At 59.6% G+C, this 16694-nt stretch carries 16 protein-coding genes; 11 read left to right on the plus strand and 5 right to left on the minus strand.

The window, feature by feature from the left end; translation table 11 throughout:
* Positions 1-126 precede the first annotated feature (126 nt).
* Positions 127-1317 (plus strand): CgeB family protein, encoded by a 1191-nt coding sequence (locus IPK17_RS10645; protein ID WP_343417672.1) that lies wholly within the window; start codon positions 127-129, stop codon positions 1315-1317.
* Here IPK17_RS10645 and IPK17_RS10650 read toward each other — a convergent pair.
* A complete protein-coding gene (locus IPK17_RS10650; RefSeq protein WP_343417673.1) occupies positions 1314-2486 on the minus strand; it encodes a fasciclin domain-containing protein in 1173 nt (390 codons plus the stop codon). The two genes, IPK17_RS10645 and IPK17_RS10650, sit on opposite strands and share 4 nt — an antisense overlap.
* Positions 2487-2631: 145 nt before the next feature.
* On the opposite strand from IPK17_RS10650, the gene IPK17_RS10655 reads away from it, so the two are divergent.
* The 3 genes from IPK17_RS10655 to IPK17_RS10665 all read left to right on the plus strand — a co-directional run bounded on the left by IPK17_RS10655 (position 2632) and on the right by IPK17_RS10665 (position 5687).
* Positions 2632-4020, plus strand: coding sequence for an FAD-binding oxidoreductase (locus IPK17_RS10655; protein WP_343417674.1), 1389 nt, complete (start codon positions 2632-2634; stop codon positions 4018-4020).
* A gap of 118 nt (positions 4021-4138) precedes the next feature.
* Positions 4139-5119 (plus strand): hypothetical protein, encoded by a 981-nt coding sequence (locus tag IPK17_RS10660; RefSeq protein WP_343417675.1) that lies wholly within the window; start codon positions 4139-4141, stop codon positions 5117-5119.
* Between the two features lie 64 nt (positions 5120-5183).
* Positions 5184-5687 carry a DUF4188 domain-containing protein gene (locus IPK17_RS10665; protein WP_343417676.1) on the plus strand — a complete coding sequence of 168 codons (504 nt, stop codon included), beginning with the start codon at positions 5184-5186 and terminating at the stop codon, positions 5685-5687.
* Positions 5688-5763: 76 nt separating this feature from the next.
* Here the strand turns inward: IPK17_RS10665 and IPK17_RS10670 are convergent, their stop codons facing one another.
* From IPK17_RS10670 to pdxT, 4 genes are all read right to left on the minus strand, one after another.
* Positions 5764-6318, minus strand: a complete 555-nt coding sequence (locus IPK17_RS10670) for a DUF1003 domain-containing protein (protein ID WP_343417677.1) — start codon at positions 6316-6318, stop codon at positions 5764-5766.
* A gap of 457 nt (positions 6319-6775) precedes the next feature.
* Positions 6776-7747 carry an LVIVD repeat-containing protein gene (locus IPK17_RS10675; RefSeq protein WP_343417678.1) on the minus strand — a complete coding sequence of 324 codons (972 nt, stop codon included), beginning with the start codon at positions 7745-7747 and terminating at the stop codon, positions 6776-6778.
* 9 nt (positions 7748-7756) lie between these two features.
* Entirely contained in the window at positions 7757-7999 is a 243-nt protein-coding gene (locus IPK17_RS10680) for a hypothetical protein (protein WP_343417679.1), read from the minus strand.
* Positions 8000-8103: 104 nt separating this feature from the next.
* Positions 8104-8673, minus strand: coding sequence for a pyridoxal 5'-phosphate synthase glutaminase subunit PdxT (pdxT, locus tag IPK17_RS10685; protein ID WP_343417680.1), 570 nt, complete (start codon positions 8671-8673; stop codon positions 8104-8106).
* A 232-nt stretch (positions 8674-8905) separates the two neighbouring features.
* Between pdxT and IPK17_RS10690 the strand changes: the two genes are divergently transcribed.
* The 7 genes from IPK17_RS10690 (at position 8906) to IPK17_RS10720 (ending at position 16506) form a co-directional block, all read left to right on the plus strand.
* Entirely contained in the window at positions 8906-9421 is a 516-nt protein-coding gene (locus IPK17_RS10690; RefSeq protein ID WP_343417681.1) for a M16 family metallopeptidase, read from the plus strand.
* Positions 9315-10214 carry a M16 family metallopeptidase gene (locus IPK17_RS10695; RefSeq protein ID WP_343417682.1) on the plus strand — a complete coding sequence of 300 codons (900 nt, stop codon included), beginning with the start codon at positions 9315-9317 and terminating at the stop codon, positions 10212-10214. Before IPK17_RS10690 ends, IPK17_RS10695 begins: the two co-directional genes overlap by 107 nt.
* The gene (locus IPK17_RS10700) at positions 10211-11470 is read left to right on the plus strand and encodes a M16 family metallopeptidase (RefSeq protein WP_343417683.1); all 1260 of its coding nucleotides are present in this window, start codon (positions 10211-10213) and stop codon (positions 11468-11470) included. Before IPK17_RS10695 ends, IPK17_RS10700 begins: the two co-directional genes overlap by 4 nt.
* Positions 11471-11576: 106 nt before the next feature.
* Positions 11577-11999: an ester cyclase gene (locus tag IPK17_RS10705; protein WP_343417684.1), complete on the plus strand. Its 423-nt coding sequence runs from the start codon at positions 11577-11579 to the stop codon at positions 11997-11999.
* 129 nt (positions 12000-12128) lie between these two features.
* Positions 12129-13280 carry a PQQ-dependent sugar dehydrogenase gene (locus IPK17_RS10710; RefSeq protein ID WP_343417685.1) on the plus strand — a complete coding sequence of 384 codons (1152 nt, stop codon included), beginning with the start codon at positions 12129-12131 and terminating at the stop codon, positions 13278-13280.
* Positions 13281-13522: 242 nt separating this feature from the next.
* The gene (locus IPK17_RS10715; protein WP_343417686.1) at positions 13523-14737 is read left to right on the plus strand and encodes a tetratricopeptide repeat protein; all 1215 of its coding nucleotides are present in this window, start codon (positions 13523-13525) and stop codon (positions 14735-14737) included.
* A gap of 362 nt (positions 14738-15099) precedes the next feature.
* The gene (locus IPK17_RS10720; protein ID WP_343417687.1) at positions 15100-16506 is read left to right on the plus strand and encodes a hypothetical protein; all 1407 of its coding nucleotides are present in this window, start codon (positions 15100-15102) and stop codon (positions 16504-16506) included.
* Positions 16507-16694 lie beyond the last annotated feature (188 nt).

A 16694-nucleotide genomic window follows, 5' to 3' on the forward strand; every position in this document is an offset into this window, starting at 1 on the left:
TGAATTCGAGGCGGGGTCGGGGGTAGGGTCGAAAAACCTTTTTGGCACCCTCTTGATCGCATCCCTACGAGAAGAACGCTGCGCTGGCTTTTACTGTGAACTGACAACTGAGAACTGTAAACTTCCATGAAACTCTTTTTCCTCGTCTCCTCCCTTGACCTCACGCAACCTTTCAGCGCGACGCCTGCGTGGTGGCAGTTGCTCAAAGGCTTGTACGAAATTGGCGTGGACATAATCGCCACGCCCTATCAAGGCCCGGCAATTGAGTCGCTGTGGTGGCGTGCCAGCGATAACCCCGCGCAGTTTTACGGCGATACTTTCCAGACTGCCCGCAATACGCTGCGGCGTTTCGCTCCACAATCGGCGGGCGCGATGACTAAACCCGTTACCAGCGAGGAATCGACTTCAGACAAGCTGGTGCGGCAGGTCGCGCAGACCATGATCGCCCCGCTGTGGGAGCGTGAACTGGATCGCGTGCTGACCAAAGAGCCGGACATCGACGCGATCATCATCCTGACCGCGCCGCTCAACCATCTGGTCGGCGTGCCCGCCGCTATCATGCAGAAGCACCATAAGCCCGTGATTTACTATGACGGTGATGTGCCCGCCAGCCTGCCGAACATGGCGGGTTTCGCAACGGGCTTCCGCATCTATCAGGGCGCGGACGTGAGCGAATATGCCGCCTTCATCAGCAACAGCGAAGGTGGCGCCGAGGCGATCAAGCAGTTGGGGGCGAAGGCGGTGCATACACTGTTCTATGGGGCAGATCCCGACGTGTTCAGCCCGGTCGACGTGCCCGCGCAAGACCTCGATGTCATGTTTTACGGGCACGGGCGCGAGTATCGCGGCGAATGGATCGACGCCATGATCAAAGAACCCTCGCTGCAACTGAGCGACAAGCGCTTCGCCGTGCGCGGGACGAAGCTCGGCGACCTCGGCCACACCGAAATGCTGCCCTATCTCGGCTTCAGCAAACTGCGCGAATATGCCTGCCGCACCAAGCTGAACCTCGTGATCACGCGCATGGCGCACGCCAGCGTGTTCGCGTCGTCGTCGTCGCGCCCATTCGAGCTGGCGTCGATGGGCTGCTGCATGGTCGGCAACCCGTATGTGGGGATCGAACGCTGGTTTGAGCCGGGGCGCGAGATCTTCATCGTCAACTCGACGGAGGAAGCGCTGGATCGCTATCGCTACCTGCTCAGTCACGATGACGAACGCCGCGCCGCCGGGATCGCCGCGCGGGAACGGGTACTCAAGGAGCACACGTTCCGTCACCGCGCGCGCGACTTAGTGCAGATTGTCAAGCAGTATCTTTAGTTTTCGGGCAGCAGCACGAGATCGTTGATAAACCAGACGATGCTGCCGTCGCTCAAGGGGAATAGCCAGTCAAGCACGCTCCCCTGCCCGTTGATGGAATAAGCCGAGGTTCCCGTATCATAGGTGACACGATATTCCGTCCCCTGCAGGGTCGTGATCGTACGCGGGTTCAGATCGGCAATGGCCTGCGTCACCACATGATTGAGCACGAGTGCGCGCAGCGCGTCAGGATCAGCGCGGAGGGCATCGAGGGTGCCTTCCGGCAGCAAACTGAAGGCGTAATCGGTCGGCGCGAACACGGTGATCGGCGCATCTCCGGTGAACACATCCGCCAATCCCGCTTCATTGATCAGACTGAGGAACGTCGTAAATTCGTAGCGGACCACAGCCGTTGGGTTATAGCTCAAATCCAGCCCGGTGAATGCATTCAGGAACTCAGTCGGGTTTTCGGCAACACTGTAGTAGTCCTGTGGATAGACCCACCCGAAATCGCGCCGCGCCTCACCGGGATAACTCCCCGACAGCCCAAAGAGATAGACCAGCGTCGGTTCATAGAATGGATAGGCACCGTCCGTCTTTGGATACCCGCTCACGATGACGTTTCGGGGATTCGCAGTTTCTAGAACCGAATAGTCACCGTCGAGGATCTCCGCAGGATAGTAACCTGCGGCAACACTGCCGACAGCTAAATTCTCGGCCTCGACCACGCCATCTTCGATGATGGTGAGCGGCGGCGTACCGATGACATTGTTGACGTTGATGATCGCCGCCCCATGCGCCATGTCAAAATCGGCAATCGCTGCCGTTTCGTCAAACCAGTTGAGCGCCAAGGTATGATCGCTGGCAGCGCCAACGATGAACAGCGTATACCGGTGCCCGGCTTCCAAAGGCGCATCCGCTACTTCCAGCACGGCATTCACCACCCCCAGCCCCGACTCAGCCACCGCTAAGGTGATTACGCCCGCCGGTTGCAGCGCCCACGTGCTCGACATGTCCGGCGCAATCGCGTGAAAGAGGAGGGTATCGGCGGCGTAAACGTCGATCGGTCGCCAATCACGAGCCACGTGGAACACCCGCACCCATGCTTGATTCTGCTGCGAAGAAACTGCCGTTGGGGAAACTGCCAGAAAGAGCACCAAGACGAAGAGGAGAAAAGATCGCTGCGGCATCAGAATGCCTCCTTTGGCAATTAATCTTTTCTATTGTGAATAATATCACCAATGCAAATTAAAAGATCAATCACTTCGGGGATTTGCATCCCGTCTGACGCGCGGCGTCTCATTGAGCCAAATTCTTGACTGAAGGACACTTTTCATGACGACCTATAACCCGGTGACCCCGGACATCATCGACGCTTTACGTGGCATATTGGGCGCGGACGCCGTGAGCGTCGCCCAAGCCGACATCGACCTGCACGCCCGCGATCAAGGGCATCACCCGGCGCACCCCGCCGAAGTCGTCATCTTTCCGACGACCGCCGAGGGCGTCGCGGCGACGCTCAAGCTGGCGAACGCGCACTGCATTCCGGTCACGCCGTGGGGTGTGGGCACGGGACTGGAAGGCAACGCGATCCCGGTGCGCGGCGGTATCCTCATGTCGTTCGAGAAGATGAACAAAATCGTCGCCGTCCACGCCGATGATTTTCAGGTCACGGTGCAGCCGGGCATCGGTCACAAAGACCTCAACGCCGAACTCGCACGCTTTGGTTTGTTTTTCCCGCCTGACCCCGGTGCAAACGCGACGGTCGGCGGCATGCTGGCGAACAACGCGGCGGGCATCCGCACGGTGAAGTACGGCGCGAGCAAAGACAATGTGCTCAAAATGCAGGTGGCGCTGGCCGATGGCCGCCTGATCAGCGTCGGCTCGCGCTCGGTTAAACAGGCATCCGGCTATGACCTGCTGCATCTGTTCGTGGGCAGCGAAGGCACGCTCGGCGTGATTACCGAGGCGACGCTCAAACTCGTCCCTGTCCCAACGCATATGAGCGCGGTCGTCGCGCACTTCTCCACCGTGACGGCCGCCGTCGAAACGGTTGTCGCGGTGCGCGGCAGCGGCCTCGACCCGGCGGCGCTCGAATTGATCGACGCGGCGCACGCCAAAATGCTGCGGGAGACCGAAGGCGTGCCGCTCAAAGATTACCCGACGTTGTTCATGGAGTTTCATGCGGCGCTGCCCGAGACGCTCGAAGCGGGCTTAAAGTCCGTGCGCGAAATCTGCGAGGAACTGGGCGTGATCGAATTCCGCGCCACCACCGACACCGCCGAACGTAAGCGGTTGTGGCATGCCCGCCACCATTCGTATGAGATCATGGTGCGCTCGCATCCCGGCAAGCAGTTCTTCATCATGGATGTCGCCGTGCCGATCAGCGCGTACCCCGATCTCATCAGCTTTGTCGAAACCGTGACCGCGCGCGACAGCGTCACCGCCTATATGATCGGGCACGCTGGTGATGGCAATATCCATGTCGAATTCCCCTACGACACGCCGGAATCGTTCGAGCGGGCGATGAAGCTCAACGGCGAAATCGTCATGCAGGCGTTGAAGCTCGGCGGAACGGCGACCGGAGAGCACGGCGTCGGCCTCGGCAAAGCCAAGTACATGCCCTACGAGCACGGCGAGTCGCTGGATGTGATGCGCGCCATCAAGGCGACGCTCGATCCCAACGGCATCCTCAATCCGGGGAAGGTGTTCCCGAACGAGTAAAGCTCACCTCACCCCTCTATCCCCTTTCCCAAGGGAGAGGGGACTTGGTCACGACGCTTTCTCCCCTCTCCGAGCGGAGAGGGGTTGGGGGTGAAGTTTAATTGCGGAGCAAGCACATATGGATTTACTGAAACGGTTATTCACCAACCAGCCGCACCCGCTCGATTCGGTCAACGCGCCGCTGCCCACCGTGACCAGTCCACTGGCAACCCCGCCGCCCGTCAAGCCGAAGGTGTTGGCAATCATCCATAACCCGCTGATTCAAGGGGTCAAAGCGCAGACTCGTTATCGCTGGAACGACCCCGACAAGCTGGCGCAAGGCTACCTTGACGACATCCAGGCGATCAGCTACGGCTATGCTCAGTATCAGATTGTGGATCGGATCGAAGTCGATGGTTTTCCGCTCAAGCTGGATGGCTTCCGCTATACGCCGCAGAGCTTCGACCAGGCGTGGACGAGCCGTAACTTTCACCAACCTGACGCAGTCGATTATCTGGCGCTCGTCAAAGAGTTCCGGATGATCGAGCGCGTGAGCGATGGCGAGATTGACGAGGTGTGGCTGCTCGGTTTTCCCTACTGCGGCTACTACGAGTCGATCATGTGCGGGCCGGGTGCGTTCTGGTGCAACGCGCCGCCGCTCAGAGGCACCGAGATCGCCAAGCGCCGCTTCGTGATCATGGGCTTCAACTATGAGCGCGGCGTCGGGGAAATGCTTGAAGACCTAGGCCACCGCGCCGAGTCGATTCTGTCGAAGGTGTTTGAGCGGGCACACCCGAACCTGTGGGAGCAGTTCATCCGCTATGACAAAACGCACCCTGGCGCGGCCGAATGCGGCAATGTGCATTTTGCGCCCAACAGTCTCAAAGATTATGACTGGGGCAATCCGCGACCCGTCCCCGCCCGCGCTGATCATTGGTACGCCTTCCCCAACCTGAACGGCGCACCGCGCACAATGACGTGTGCCGAGTGGGGCAACGGCGACATCCGCGAACATCACCGCTGGTGGTTCCGGCACTTCCCCCACGTCGAAGGCGAGAGCGGCGGACTCTCGTGGAACTGGTGGGAATATGTCATCGACCCGAACCGGGTTAAGGTTTGATAAACGCGCGCAACCATTCCGGCGTTTCTTCGTAAGATGATCCAATGTCATAGAGGAGACCCAGATGAGCGCTGTAATCCCCCAACGCATCACCGCCGAATTCGACGAACCCGTGGTCGTCTTTCTGATCGGCGTCCGCATCAATCGTCTGCTGGCGGTGCGCCATTGGCTGCCCGTCTTCATGGCCATGCCGCCCATGCAGCGTGAACTCGCCGCTCACCCGGAAAAAGGCGTGCTCGGCAGCCGCCTGTACCTCTCCGGGCGGGTGCTGCTCTACGTGATGTACTGGCGTTCATTCGATCAACTGGAGGCGTTTGCCCGCGACAAGGACGATCTGCATCTCCCCGCGTGGCAGAAGTTCAACCGGGAGGCCTCCAAGAGCCGGGCGGTCGGTATTTTCCATGAGACGTATCTGGTCGAGCCGGGGAACGTGGACTGCGTCTACAACAATATGCCCGCCTTTGGGTTGGCCGCAGCGACTAAAGCTGTTCCGGCAGTCGGGCGGCGGGAGACGGCGCGGCGGCGCATTGGTGGAGAGAGCGAACCCGCCGTCCCGGTTTATGAGTGATCAGTTTTCAGTTCACAGTCGACAGTTAAAACTGCTTTTAGCTGTCGACTGTAAACTGTGAACTGACGACTAAAGCCTAGCGACCAATCGCCTGTGAGTGTTCGGCGCGCGCCGATTCGATCAGGCGGACGGTCGCGTTCAGTTCCTTGCGCCGCGCTTCCACCAGCACGTTGACCATCTTGGTCTGCACGGTGAGCGCGTCGGTCAGGTTGTCGATCTTACGGTGCAGGTCGGCGATTTCGACTTCGTTCTTCAGATTGACCTGATAATCATTCTGCGCAACCGCTCGATCCTTCGCTGACTGACGATTTGCCGCCATCAAAATAACCGGGGCTTGCAACGCCGCCACCGTGCTGAGCGTGAGGTTGAGCAGGATGAACGGGAACGGGTCAAAAGCTTCCGCGCCCATCGAACCATTCACAGCGATCCAGATCGCCATGACTGCCACAAAGATGATGATAAAGCGCCAGCTACCTGCTAAGGCGGCGATTTTGTCTGCCATGCGATCACCGAACGAGGCTTTTTCGTCAATATCCTCGTACACGTCGTCGGTGACGATGTGCGGACGCAGACCACGAATCAGTTCCTGGGCTTCGGGGGCTGAGCAGGCTGTCCAGTTCTTCGATCTCATCGATCAAGTCCTGAATCTGCTCGTCATTCTCGGTTTGAGCGGCAATACGATTCAACAGCAGGTCGTTGTACATGGGAACCCCTCGTATCAGAACTCGTGACGTCGCGGCGCAAACCACGCCTAGACATGGCACACATTCACCGCGTCGACACAGCCTATAGAATTTGTGAACAGGGGTTGCCACACCCGTTTCCCTGAATACTCAGGGTCGGCAATAACGCTTCGTCCGCGCTACTGCCCCGGGGTCTTACAGGGGAGGGTTAGCGCTTCGGAACGTTATCGCCGCCAGTTTGAGGCGGCACCTGTTCGGTGGTATTACTACCAGCGTCCATTGATTCCTTCGCTTGAACACGAATACGTAAATCACGCAGGCACTCCCGCGCGACATTGCCACTATACGCCGATTTTGCAGGCTTGTAAACCCCGCAAACGTGAAGGTTTGGTGAAGACCCCGCCCCTAAGACTGAAAGATCCGAACGGTCTGCCCATCCGTCGCGATGATGAGTTCGTTATAGGTCGTCAGGGCCTGCACGGGCGTCTCGAAACCCGTCGTCAGCGGTTCGCGTTCGCTGATGTCCGCCGGATCGCTCACGTCCAGCAGCGTGATGTCGCTGCTACCCTCGCGGGTCAGCGCCAGCCATTCGCCCTGTTCGCCGCTCACGAACTGCGCATCGGTGATCGCCGCGCCGTCCACAGTCAAGGTGCTGACCGTTTCTAGTGTATCGGGGTTGAACAGCAGCAGGTCGCTCTCGTTGAGCACGATCACGCCGAGGGTTAAACGCACATTGAGGCTGATGCGCCGCGCCGCGCCGTCCAATTCCAGCGCTGCCGCGCTCTGCATCGTCACATTCGCGCTGAGCGTTTCGGTGCTCAACCCGGACGAATTGAGCAGATAAGCGCGGTCATTCCCCACCGCCGCATCCACGAGAGCGGAGTCGCGCGGCAGCCAGTTGATTTCACCCGCGGACAGCAGTTCGATCAATGTATAGGTGCGCGGGCTGAGCGCCAGCACCCAGGCGTTGTCCGGCGCAATCACAAGCCGGGAGACGCCCTCCTGCACATCGAGCGAATTGATTTCACGCCAACCCTGTGGACGGCTATAGCGCGAGGGCGCGATCACGCGCACCGCGTCGCCGCTGTCCGGCGTGCGCACGGCGACGAGGGCGAAGTCTTCCGCCGCCACCACCGCCACCGGCTCGCCTTCGAGATCTACACTGTTGATGAGAGTGGGCGTCGCCGGGTCGTTGAAGTCATATACCCGCAGTTGATCGTTTTCGGCGTCCGCAATCAGCAGACGGCTCCCGTCAGCGGTGACCGCCAGCGCGCGAAAATCACCCGCTTCAACGGAGCCAATCGGGCCGACGGTATCCTGCGCAGATACCGTCGCCGACCAGAGAAACAGCAGGGCGAAGATGATCAGGCGTGACATAGGCGACGATTAGTAATCGTCATCGTCGTCATCGTAGTCGTCGTCGTAGTCATCATCGTAGTCGTCGTCATCGTCGTCGAAATCGTCGTAATCATCATCTTCGAAATCGTCGTCGAAGTCGTCTTCTTCGAAATCGTCGAGCAGGTCGTCTTCGAATTCTTCTTCGTCTTCTTCCAGTTCGACGTCTTCTTCTTCGAATTCTTCCTCGTCATCCGTGTAGTCCACGCCGTTCAGGAACGGTTTGTAGGTCATTGTTCTTCACCCCACTTGGTAGGCCATTTTAGCCTCATTGTAGCTCAAAGCGCGGGTATTGTAGCATGAACTCTGAAATTGCAAACGGCAAAATTTACGCCAGATTAAGCCCGGTTAACCTTGTTCAGGAAGTAAGCGTGCAGGCGAGAATCGCCGGTTAGTTCGGGGTGGAAGGCGGTTGCTAGCAGATGCCCCTGCTCCACGGCGACGATCCGCCCCTCGCCCAACGACGCCAACACTTCGACGCCCGGCTCCACGGCGGTGACCAGCGGCGCGCGGATGAAGACCGCGTGAAACGGTTCGTCCAGCCCCTTGATGGGCAGTTCCGTCTCGAAACTGTCGATTTGCCGCCCGAAAGCGTTGCGGTTGACGTGAATATCCATCAGCCCGAGGATGGGCTGGCGGTCGACGCCAATGTCCTTCGCCAGAAAGATCATGCCCGCGCATGTGCCCCACGTAGGGCGCGTCGCCGCGAACTCCCGCAGCGGTTCGATTAAGCCATATTCGACGGCGATCTTGCCGATGGTCGTGCTTTCGCCGCCGGGGATGATCAAGCCGTCGAGGTCATTCAGGTGTCCCGGCAGGCGCACCTGCATCGTCTCTGCGCCCAAACCTTTGAGCATCTTCTCATGTTCGATGAACGCGCCTTGCAGCGCCAATACGCCGATTTTCATAGGATAAGCCTCGTCATGATTCGCAGTCTGGAGGAGTTAAAAGGTGAAAGTTAGACGTCAAAAGTGGATGAAGTCATCCGCTTTGACTTTTCCCTTTCAACTTTCAACTGTTAACTGTCTTCGCTGTTGTATCTTCCCCGACTCGCCGAACCAATTCAAGTGCCAATGGATTCCTAATATAATGCGTCTAAAATAGCTTTGGCATTGGAGAAAATTTTAAAGGAGCGACAGGGTGAGCACCGTCACGAGGCATGTCCTCGACAATGGGCTGGTAGTGATCTTGAAAGAAGTGCACACCGCGCCGATTATCAGCTGGTGGGTGTTGTACCGGGTGGGCAGCCGCAACGAGCGGACAGGCACGACGGGCGTGTCGCACTGGGTCGAACACATGCTGTTTAAGGGGACAGACCAGTTCCCGCCGGGGTATCTGGACAAAGCGATTGATCGGTTGGGCGGCAGTTGGAACGCGCAGACCTTCCTCGACTACACCGCGTACTACGAGACGCTCCCCGCCGAGCACATCGATCTCGCGCTGCAAATCGAAGCCGACCGCATGATGAATGCCAAGTTTGACCCGAAAGAAGTCGATTCCGGAGCGCACGGTCATCATCTCCGAACGGCAGGGCGCGGAAAACTCGCCCATGTTCTGGCTCGGCGAAGAGGTGCAGGCCGCTTCCTTCCGCGTGCATGGCTATCACCACGAGATCATCGGCGACATGACCGACCTCGAAACCATGACGCGGGATGATCTGTACGGTCACTATAAGCGCCATTACATGCCGAACAACGCGATTGCCGTCGCGGTCGGGGACTTTGACAGCGCGGAGATGCTCGCCAAGATCAAAGCGCTGTACGGCGCAATCCCCGCCGGGGAGGCGCCGCACTTGTTCGCGCGCCCCGAACCGGATCAGAACGGCGAGCGCCGCGTGACGGTCGAGCGCCCCGGGCGCGGCGTGTTCCTCGACGTGAGCTATCACGTCCCGGCGGCCAACGAACCCGACTGGTTCAAGCTGGAAATCCTCAACAGCATCCTGTGCGGCGCGGACAGCATGGGCGGCGGCGGCATCGACAACAAAACGAGCCGCCTGTACAAAGCGCTGGTCGAAACCGAACTGGCGGCGGGCGTCGATGGTGGCATGACGCAGACCGTCGACCCGTTCCTCTACTCGATCAACGTGACGCTGCGTGAAGGCCGCGACCCGGCGGAAGTCGAAGCGGCGCTCTACCGCGAAATCGACCGTTTGCGCGCGGGCGATGTCACCGAACGCGAACTCACGCGGGCGAAGAAGCAGGCGCGCGCGTTGTTCGCCTACAGCACAGAACGCATCACGACGCAGGCGTTCTGGCTGGCATTTGCCGAAAGTTTTGACAGCTACACCTGGTTTGAAAATTACCTCGCCCGCCTCGAAGCGGTGACGCTGGCCGACGTCCACGAAGTCGCGCAGAAGTATCTGCGCCCGCAGAACCGGGTGGTCGGCACGTTTCTTCCGGTCGAAACGGGCGACGACGAAGACGACTACGACGAGGAGGATGCAGAATGACACTGCCCAGTTCCCAGAATATCACGCGGGTTGTGCTCGACAACGGGCTGACGATCCTCGTCTACGAAAATTTCGCGGCGCAATCCGTCGTGATTCAGGGATCGCTGCAAGTCGGCAGCGCCTATGAGCCCGCCGACAAAAACGGTCTCGCTTCGCTCACGGCTTCCGCGTTGATGCGCGGCACAACCACGCGCGACTTCACCGCCATCCACGAAGCGCTGGAAGATGTCGGCGCGGATATCGGCGTGGGCGGCGGCTGGTACCGCACCAACATCTCCGGCAAATCGCTGGCCGAAGACCTGCCCACTCTGCTCGACGTGCTGGCGGACGTGCTGCGCCACCCGACCTTCCCCGAAGCTCATGTCGACCGCCTGCGCGGTGAAATCATCACCGGGCTGCGCATCCGCTCGCAGGACACGCGCTACCGTGCCAACCGCGCCTTCTATGAGGCGCTGTATCCTGAAGGGCACCCGTATCACGCCTCGGTGCGCGGCAGCGAAGAGAGCGTCGCCGCTTTGAGCGTCGCGGATCTCGCGGCCTTCCATCAGGCGACCTATGGCGCGCAGGGCATGATCATCGCGGTCGTCGGCGCGATCAATGCGTCCGACGCGGTCGAACTGGTGCGCGGGCGCTTCGGCGACTGGCATAACCCGCACCAGCCTGATCACGCGCCCGTAGTCGACGCACCCGTCATCACCGCGGGTAAACGCGCGGTCGTCACGCTCCCCGGCAAGACACAGGCCGATATCGTGCTCGGTCTCGTCGGGCCGTCGCGCCAGTCGCCGGATTTCACCGCCGCGCAGTTGGCCAACAGCGTGCTCGGGCAGTTCGGCATGATGGGCCGCGTCGGCAAGAGCGTGCGCGAACAAGGCGGCATGGCCTACTACGCCTACAGCCAGCTCGAAGGCGGCATCGCGCCGCTGCCGTGGGCGGTGAGCGCCGGCGTCAACCCGCAGAACATCGACGCGGCGATCCAGAAGATCACCGACGAAATCCAGCGCCTGACCACCGAAGCGATCAGCGAAGAAGATTTAGCCGATAATCAGGCGTATTTCACCGGGCATTTACCGCTGCAGTTAGAGAGCAATGAAGGCATCGGCGATACGCTGCACAACATGGAACTGTACGGGCGCGGCTTGGACTATCTCGTCAACTACCGCGACCTGATCTACAGCACGACGCGCGAGCAGATTTTAGCGACCGCGCAGCGCTACCTGCACCCCGACAAGCTGGTGATCGGCATTGCCACACCGTAAGCGAACTGCCGGGATGTTCCTAGACATTCCGGCAATTCTCCTATAATGAATGAGTGCTCCACCATCGAACGCGCAGGACTCAACTTGATTTATAGGAGAGAACGAAATGTCGGTCGAACACAACAAGGAAGTAACCCGCCGCTTCAGCGCTGAAGTCTGGGGCGAGGGGAATGCGGCTCTAGCCGATGAACTGATTGCGTCCGATCTGGTTGAACACACGCCGTTTCCCGCGCCGGCTCCCGGTCTGGAGGGGCACAAGCAGGTGCTGGCCATGTTCCGCAGCGCCTTTCCCGATCTCAAAGTGACGGTGGACGATGTCATCGGAGAAGACGATTGGACGTGCCTGATGTGGCACGGTGACGGCACGCACACCGGCGACATGATGGGCATCACGGCTACTGGTAAAGCAGTGCATGTCACCGGCATCGACGTGCTCAAGCTCGAAAACGGCAAGATCAAAGAGCGGTGGGCGGAAATCGGCGCATTCTCGCTGATGCAGCAGCTCGGCGTCATCCCGTCCGGGCAGTAACGGTCTGAAGGCTGTAACCGAAACGGGGCGCACTTCCATGTGCGCCTCTACAGGCGTTCTTGGTTTCTCTTGAGAAGCAGTTGGAGAAAACCACATCCCAGTGTCAAGCAGTGGATTGAGGTGTAACGGATGGACAAACGGATTCTAGCTTTAGTGATGGTCGTGATGGCGTTGGCTGTCAGTGTGAGTGTGAGCGCGCAGGACGCGATCACGCCACCAAGCGCGGATGATTTTCAACTGGTCGAAATTGCCAGCGGTTTCGCCCGGCCACTGTATGTGACGGGCGCGGGTGACGGTAGTGGTCGCCTGTTCGTGGTGGAACAGTACGGCGCGATCCAGATTTTGCAGGACGGACAGCGCGTGGATCAACCCTTCCTCGACATCGCGGATCGACTCACGTCACGCGGCAACGAACAGGGCTTGCTCGGCTTGGCGTTCCACCCGAATTACGCGGAAAACGGCTACTTCTACGTCAACTACAGCGCGGAAGATGATGGTGACACGATCGTCGCGCGCTATAACGTGAGCGCCGACGACCCTAACGTCGCCGACCCGGCGAGCGAAGTCATCCTCCTGCGCGTCGATCAGCCATTTGAGAATCACAACGGCGGACACTTGCAGTTCGGTCCAGACGGCTACCTGTACATCGGTCTGGGCGACGGTGGTTCGCAGGGCGACCCGTACGGCAATGGCCAGAACACGCGCGCGCTGCTCGGCAAACTGCTGCGCATCGATGTGGACGGCGGCGATCCGTACGGCATCCCCGCGGACAATCCCTTCGCCGATGGTGTCGGCGGCGCGCCGGAAGTGTGGGCATATGGTCTGCGTAACCCGTGGCGCTTCACCTTTGACCGCGAGACAGGTGACCTGTACGTCGGCGATGTCGGCCAGAACACCTACGAAGAGGTAAACTTCGTCCCGGCGGGTGTGGGCGGCGTCAACTTCGGCTGGAACATCTACGAAGGCATGCACCCGTACAGCGGGGGAACCCTCCCGGCGGACGCCGTACTGCCGTTCGCGGAGTACATGCACAATGAGGGCGTCTCCGTGACTGGCGGCTATGTCTACCGCGGCGGTCTCGTGCCGGAACTGCAAGGCATCTACCTGTTTTCGGATTTCGGCTCCGGTCGGTTGTGGTACGCTTATCCGGATGCGGCGGGGAACTGGCAGTCCGCCATCCTCATGCGCAGCACCAATCAGGCGATCAGCTCGTTCGGCGAAGATGACGACGGCGAGCTCTATATCACCAGCTTCACCGGCAGCGTCCTCCGCTTCGAATAATTATGCGCGACCGGGCGATTCCTCATGTGACTTTCGCCCGGTCGTTTTCTCCGCCTAAAGACTGACACCGAGCTTGTAAACTTTGTGTTAAATTCTCTATCGTCACTGAGCTATCAGTGATTCTGTTTTTAAATGCTTAACCCAACTGTCATTCTGCTCTTACATCAACTTGGGCGCTGATTTTATATCAGTGGTTTCTGCTTCTCGCTCGTTCGTTTTTTGAATTGTGGTGGGTAGTCGTAATGGACGAAACCGATTTCTGCACGCCGCCCGAAGGCACTAGTTTCCACGACCGCGCTTATCTCGCCCAGTGCCTCACTGTCCTTGAAAATCATCTTGGGGATCACGTTTGGCTCGTCACTCATATCGAACAGGTGCATCGCGTCCTGCATGCGGCGCTGGAGACTGATCCCCTCGTGCATCGGTCCATCAACCTGTTCACCCGCCTCGTCCCCGATTTTCTCCTCTCGGACAACTTCACCGCACCGCTGGAACGCGCTTTTCAGGCGCTGCTCCGCGCGATGGAACTGAAAGACCCGAATTTGCTCGCGCAGATCGCCGGCGTCATGGCGTCGCTCAACCCGCTCAAAGGGGACATTCACCGCGCCTATCACAACGTCAAAACTGCCATCGGCTATGCCCGCGACGCGACCGAAGTCGAGGCGGTCTTGCGGGCGCACGTGCGCATCATCGAGGCGCTGGCGTATCGCAGTTTCGGCAACATGCCGCCGACTTTGATTGAAAACACGTTGCATCTCCTGAATTTCACGTCTGATGTGCGGCTGAAAACGGAAGCGCATCTGGCGCTCGCCAATATGTACAATCATCAGGAACAGTTGAAGCTGGCGCAGGAACACGGGGACACGGCCTTTAATTACGCCGATCAACTGCACGACAACACCTACAAGATGCGCGCGCTCCTCATGCTAGCAGTGACAAATCGTCTCCTTAAGGATACCGCGGCGGCAGAAGATTTCATCCAAAGCGCTCTAGACTTGAAAGATGGCGTAGAGTCGGAGCGGCGGCTCGGCATTATGCTGTGTGAGCTCGGCGGGCTGCGTTATGCACAAGAACAATATGTCGAAGCGGAGCAGCTCTATTTGCGGGCGCACGCGATGTTCACTAATCTCCAACAGCAGAACCATATCGCCTATGCCGAACATGGTCTAGGGCTCGTGTGGACCATGCTGAAGCGCTACGATAAGGCACGAACCGCGCTGGAGCGGGTGCTTGATGAATACCGCTGGAATCACAACACGTATGGCGTCGCCGAAATCAACTACTTGCTGGGGCGCTGCGAAATGCTGGCGGGTAACGCACGCGCCGGTGTCGCGTTTTTCCGTACCGCGCACGGGTTAGCCTATCAGCTCGACCCCAGTCCTGCGCGGGATTTCCTCATGAAGTGGATTCAAGACTGGCTGAGACGTGTGCAAGACGGCGAATTCGGCTCGGTGTAGGCTCACTATTCGTACAAATAAAACACGAAGGCTCACCATGTGGTGAGCCTCGTCGTTTCTAGCGGGTGGCTGCGCCGGGCGGCGGCAGCGGCGGGCGGGTGTCGCTGTTGAACGTGTGCTTCATGGGGTTTCTCTCCCTCAAGAACTGCATCGGTCACTGACCTCAGCATCTCAAAGGCGACCCCTTCGACCGGGCTGATCCGGTCACGGAACGGACACGAATCGGTCTCTTGGAGACAAGCGGACAATGGCGTCGGGAAAACGCCGCCTGAACGTCTTGGAAAGAACCCTGTTTCCGTCTATAGTTGAATTGTTTGCCCGTCCATGTAGGGAACGGCAGCGTCCCTACAGCAAGGTACATCATGAAAAAACTGCTTCTGGTTTTGCTGGTGCTCGGGGCTGCGGCGCTGTCCGTTTCGGCGCAGCAGATCACGGCCGTCGATTACCTCATTCGCAACATCTCCCGCACCATCAACGGCGATCAGGTCGTCGTGCAGTTTGAGGTGACGAATGCCGGGGATCCGGTCGAACGGACGGTGACGGCATGGCTGCTCACCGCCGACACCGAAGAAGTCCTCGACTCCGAAGATGTGCCCCCGCTGCCGACGGGCGAAAATCTACACACTGTGACGTTTAGCTTCCCTGTGAATCAGTTTCCGGCGGGCAGTGTGCAGCGGTTAGTCGCGACTCTCGGGCTGCGCGACATTCCCTCCGAATTCAGCGGTCTCGGCAATCTCGCTCGCTTCACCGTAACCATTCCCACCTACAGCGGTGACGCCGCCCCCACCCCAACCGGATCGAGCAGCGGTGGTTTCAGCCTGCCCATCGACATCGACAGCCTCGACCCGCTCACCGTCGCGCTGATCGTCGCCGGGCTGGGTATCGTGCTCATTCTGCTGTGGCTGTTTACGGTCATTCTGCGCGTGATCTTCGAGCGTCCGCCGACCTTCCCACAGTGGCAGATGCCCTACGCCATCAACACCTATCTTGACCCGAACAGCAACGCGGGTCGCCGCCAGTTGTGGCAGCAGCACGCGCAAAACGACGCGCCCACGCTCCCCTGCCAACCGGGAGCGGTCAACGCGAGCAAGCGTTTGATCGGCACAGACGGACGCAAACTCTCGGGATGGCGCGTTTCGGCGCTCCGCCTGAGCCAATATGACATGTATGGCCGCGTCAATCGCAGTGTGGTAGTCGCGGATAAAGGCGTGACCAAGCGCATCGACAAGGCGGTGCGCCGCAGCGCCAATCTCGATCAGAAGGGCGCGGAGCGGGCGATTAAAGGCGCGGTCAAACGCCTGACCGACCACTTCACCCGGAATTTGAACAAGCGCACGCTCATGCTGCCCGTCGCGCTGGATATGCGCTTGCGCGGCGCGCACGGTGATGTGCAAATCGTCTTTCGGCTGGATCAATGCGTGAATGGGACGTGGCAAAAACTCGACGAGTGGCAGCCCGAACTGGTCGTCGCCACCGGGCAAATACAGGAGAACTTCACTTACACGTTCTTTGGCAAGAAGCAGGAGGAGTCGGTCAAGCAGTTCCGCAGCCGCCTGCGCGCCGACCTAACCTATACGCTGGCGGCGCTGGTCTGGGGCAAGAATCCGGCGCCTGCCGCCCCGCAGAACGCCCCGGCGATGCCCGCCGTGCTCGCGGAACCGCTGCCCACCGACACGACGCCCGTGCCCCCGGTCAGCGCGGAGGTCACCGGGACGCATACCCCGGTCAAACCGGAGACTCTGCCGCCCGCGAATCAAACCGCGCCGTAATGACATCTGCTGTCTAATGTAATGTGAGTTAGGGATAACACGTTTCTGACCCTGCCCCCGCCCCCTCCCTGAATTCAGGGAGGGGAGCCAGCAAAAGCGCTGCTTGTCTCCCCTCTCCCCGCTTGCGTGGGAGAGGGATTGGGGGTGAGGGGCTGATTTGACAGCCTCAAAAGAGCGTTCCTACGATA

This window comes from Candidatus Flexifilum breve, assembly GCF_016713355.1.